The sequence below is a fragment of the Frankia sp. CoWAU3 genome, from assembly GCF_977971855.1.
Map to the genome: position 1 here is coordinate 1 of NZ_CDWWXB010000148.1, position 3,975 is coordinate 3,975.

Below are 3,975 nucleotides of genomic sequence, written 5' to 3' on the forward strand. Positions count from 1 at the left end.
GACTTAGGTAATACACATCCGGAAGATCAACTTTGGTCATGGGCTGCGAAAACTCCAACCAAGATCGAACTATCTAGGAAACTCCCGCTAGGCTGCTGGCCATGGCAGAGCTGCGTCGATCCCCAGAGCTGCGTCGATCCCCAGAGCTGCGTCGATCCCCGCTGTACGACCGGCACGTCGAACTGGGCGCGAAGATGGCCGGGTTCGGTGGCTGGGAGATGCCGATCGAGTACACCGGTCGCGGGGTGCTCGCCGAGCACCAGGCGGTCCGCGGCGCGGTCGGGATCTTCGACGTCAGCCATCTCGGCAAGGCCAGGATCGCCGGCCCCGGTGCCGCCGCCTTCGTCAACGCCTGCCTGACCAACGACCTGCGCCGGATCGGCCCCGGCCAGGCGCAGTACACCTTGTGCTGCGAGGAGACCGGCGGGGTCGTCGACGATCTGATCGCCTACCTGTACTCCGACGAGGAGGTCTTCCTCGTCCCGAACGCCGCGAACACCGCCCAGGTCGTCGCTCGCCTCGCCGCGGCGGCGCCGGCGGGCGTGTCCGTCACCGACCTGCACACCGGGTACGGCGTGGTAGCGGTCCAGGGACCGGCCTGCGCCGATCTGCTCGGCGCCCTCGGCCTGCCCACCGGCGGGACGTATATGAGTTTCGTCGACGCGGAGTGGAAGGGCCACCCGGTGATCGTGTGCCGGTCGGGCTACACCGGAGAGCGAGGCTACGAGCTGTTGCCTCGTTGGGACGACACCCCTGCGCTGTGGGATGCGCTGTTCGCGGCGGGTGGGCCGCTCGGCGTCGTGCCGGTCGGCCTCGGTGCCCGCGACACGCTGCGGACCGAGATGGGGTATCCGCTGCATGGCCAGGACCTCTCTTTGTCGATCACGCCGGTCCAGGCTCGCTCCGGGTGGGCCGTCGGCTGGGACAAGGATCGCTTCTGGGGACGCGACGCCCTGCTCGCGGAGCGGTCCGCCGGCGCCTCCCGCCTGCTGTGGGGGCTGCGGTCCACCGGCCGGGTGATTCCCCGTCCGCACATGACCGTGGCCTCCGCGGCTGGTGCCACGGTCGGTGAGGTCACCAGCGGCACGTTCTCTCCGACGCTGCGCCAGGGGATCGGGCTCGCCCTGCTGGACCGGTCCGTGCAGGGGGGCGACACGGTGAACGTCGACGTCCGGGGCCGTCCGAGTCCCATGACGGTTGTCCGGCCGCCGTTCGTCAGGTCCTCGCCCAAGTAGCCCAGCCGCCGGACGGGCCTGTCCGGCGGGCCCGCCGGGCGGACGCCAGCGGGCGGCGTCCGCCGCGCTGTCAGTGCAGGCCGAGGGTGTGCAGGACGGGCGTCGGGATCGTCATGGCCATGACGAGCAGGGTCGCCGCCGCGGTGATCTCGATGAGTCCGCCGAGGATGTCTCCGGTGATCCCGCCGAAGCGCGTGAGCAGATACCGCCGGAGCAGGAACGAGACGCCTGTCCCGACCCAGACCGCGAGGACCGCTCGCAGCGCCCGGCCGGGGCCGCCGCCGTCGAAGTCCAGCAGTCCGGCCAGCGCCGCGACGGCGCAGACTGCCAGGAAGGACAGCGCCGCGTCCCGGGTCCGCACGGTTCCCGCGACCAGCGCACCGAGGCCATCCGGCCGAGCCGGCGGGACGGCGCCGGTACAGGCCAGGGTGGCCGCGAGCCTGCTGGTCATCGCGGCGACCAGAATCGACAGCGTGCCGCGGTGCGCCGAGATCGTCGTGCTCAGGGCCCCGACCTGGAGCAGCACCACGAACAGGACGATGATCGCTCCGAAGGCCCCGATGGTCGACTCGCGCATGATCTCCAAGGCGCGATCCCTGCCCCGCGCTCGCCAGGCGCCGAGCCCGTCCCCGAGATCGGCCAGCCCGTCGAGATGCAGGCCCCGGGTGACCAGAGCGAGCACCGTGACGCCGACGACGGCCGGCAGCAGGGTCTGGGCGCGCTGACCGGGAACCGCCGTGACGATCCGGGTGGCGAACACCGCACTGCCGGCGAGCAGCCCCAGGGCCAGGCCGACGAAGGGCGCCAGGGCCATCGCCCGGCCCGCGAGCCGCCGGTCGGTGTGCTCCGGGCCCCGCAGCGGCAGGACGGTGAGCAGCGTGAATGCTGTTCTTGCCTCGAGCATCACGGGGCACCGGCCGCGGGGCCCGAGTCCCCTTGGCCGCCGCCGACCTCGGCTTTCCCGCTGACACCGGCCTGGTCGAACGTCGCCATCTCGGCCAGCGTGGCCTGGGCCGCCCGCAGGAACGGAACGGCGAGGAGCGCACCGGTGCCCTCCCCGAGACGCAGGCCGGCGTCGACCAGGGGGGGCAGACCGAGTGCGTCCAGTGCGATTCCCTGGGCGGGCTCGGTGGACCGGGTGCCGGCCACCCACCACTGGCTTGCTCCTGGGGCGATCCGCTCTGCGGCCAGCGCCGCCGCGCAGACGATCACACCGTCGAGGATGACCGGCGTCCGTCGCACGGCGGACTGCACCAGCAGCCCGGCCAGGGCGAGCAGATCGGCTCCACCGACGATCCGCAGCACCGAATGCGCGTCGCCGGTGAACGGCCGGCCGCGCCGCATCGCGTCCCGGATCGCGGCCGTCTTGATCATCCAACGTTGGTCGTCGATCCCCGTCCCGCGGCCGACTACCTCGATCGGCTCCCGGTCGCACAGCAGCGCCACGATGGTGGCTGCGGGGGTTGTGTTGCCGATCCCCATCTCGCCGGGAACAAGCAGGTCCGCGCCCGCGTCGATCTCCTCGTCCGCGATGAGTCGGCCGACGGCGAACGCGGCGTCCGCCTCCGCGACGGACAGCGCGTCGGTGCGGTCGATCCGTCCGCTCGACCGTCGCACCCGATAGCGCTCCGGTGCGGCCGATCCATCCACCCCGCCCGGCGTGAGGGGCCGCGCCGTGTCCACGGACACGTCCACCACGCGCACGGCGGCCCCGACCTGGCGGGCCAGCACGTTGACCGCCGCGCCGCCTGCGGCGAAGTTCGAGACCATCTGGGCGGTCACGTCGCTGGGGAAGGCGGACACCCCGGCCTGGGCGACACCGTGGTCGCCGGCGATCACGACCGCCCGGATCCGGGCGAAGGGACGGGGCGGGCAGGTCGCCTGTGCGCCGGCGAGCCAGATGGACAGATCCTCAAGCCGGCCCAGCGCCCCGGGTGGCTTGGTCAGTTCGGTCTGCCGCTGGCGAGCCGCAGCCATCGCGTCGGAATCCAACGGGGGAACGGGGGAAACGGCGCTGCCTGACGCATCGGGATCCACGGGATCCTTACTACCTGATCCGATTGGTCGGCAACGCACCACATCCCCGCGAAGGTGTCTCCCAGTTATCCTCGCGCCGCACGATTGTGCCGATCGGTGCGGCCGGGACGGTTGGTCCTTGCCGGCCGGCCCGGGCGGCAGGTGGCTGGCCTCGGGCGGCAATGACCGCACCGTGCGGGTCTGCCTGTCTTCCGCACACGGTGCCGTGACCTGCGACGACGCGCGCATGTGCGGAGAACGGGGGTCTGGCGGGTGAGCGACGGCGCGGCCTGGTCCTGCCGGTGGCTTCCCGCGACCGAACCGGCCGGTCTCATCGTGGCCTGCTCGGCCGGGCTCTGTCGCTACGACTTCCTCACGGGAGGATTTGTCCCGTGAGGACGCGATGACCGCTCGTGCGGGAAGGGCCGCAGTCGGAGGGGGATGCCCGCGACCACCTGCCACACCTCGTCGGCCTCGGCCGCGAGATCGGCGTTGAGACGGCCGAGCGCGTCGCGGAACCGGCGGCCGGCCTCGGCCGGGGGAACGACCCCGGAACCGACCTCGTCCGTGACCGCGACGACCCGGCGGCCGGTGGCCCGCCAGGCGTCAACGAGCTCCTCCGCGCGGATGCGCAACTCGTCCGGACGGTCCAGCCAGGCGCCGACCCACAGCCCCAGACCGTCGATGAGCAGCGGTGGTCCGGGAGAGCGCAACAGGGGAACCA

The 3,975-nt window shown here is 72.3% G+C and carries 4 protein-coding genes; 1 reads left to right on the plus strand and 3 read right to left on the minus strand.

Features of this window, described 5'->3' with window-relative positions:
- The first annotated feature begins 101 nt into the window (after positions 1-101).
- A complete protein-coding gene (gcvT, locus tag AC08ON_RS13060) occupies positions 102-1,235 on the plus strand; it encodes a glycine cleavage system aminomethyltransferase GcvT (protein WP_476607790.1) in 1,134 nt (377 codons plus the stop codon).
- Between the two features lie 70 nt (positions 1,236-1,305).
- Here the strand turns inward: gcvT and AC08ON_RS13065 are convergent, their stop codons facing one another.
- From AC08ON_RS13065 to AC08ON_RS13075, 3 genes are all read right to left on the minus strand, one after another.
- Entirely contained in the window at positions 1,306-2,139 is an 834-nt protein-coding gene (locus AC08ON_RS13065) for an adenosylcobinamide-GDP ribazoletransferase (RefSeq protein WP_023842025.1), read from the minus strand.
- Positions 2,139-3,272, minus strand: coding sequence for a nicotinate-nucleotide--dimethylbenzimidazole phosphoribosyltransferase (gene cobT / locus AC08ON_RS13070; RefSeq protein ID WP_476607788.1), 1,134 nt, complete (start codon positions 3,270-3,272; stop codon positions 2,139-2,141). Before cobT ends, AC08ON_RS13065 begins: the two co-directional genes overlap by 1 nt.
- Before the next feature lie 341 nt (positions 3,273-3,613).
- On the minus strand, positions 3,614-3,975 hold a 362-nt coding region (locus AC08ON_RS13075), incomplete at its 5' end, for a bifunctional adenosylcobinamide kinase/adenosylcobinamide-phosphate guanylyltransferase (RefSeq protein ID WP_476617063.1).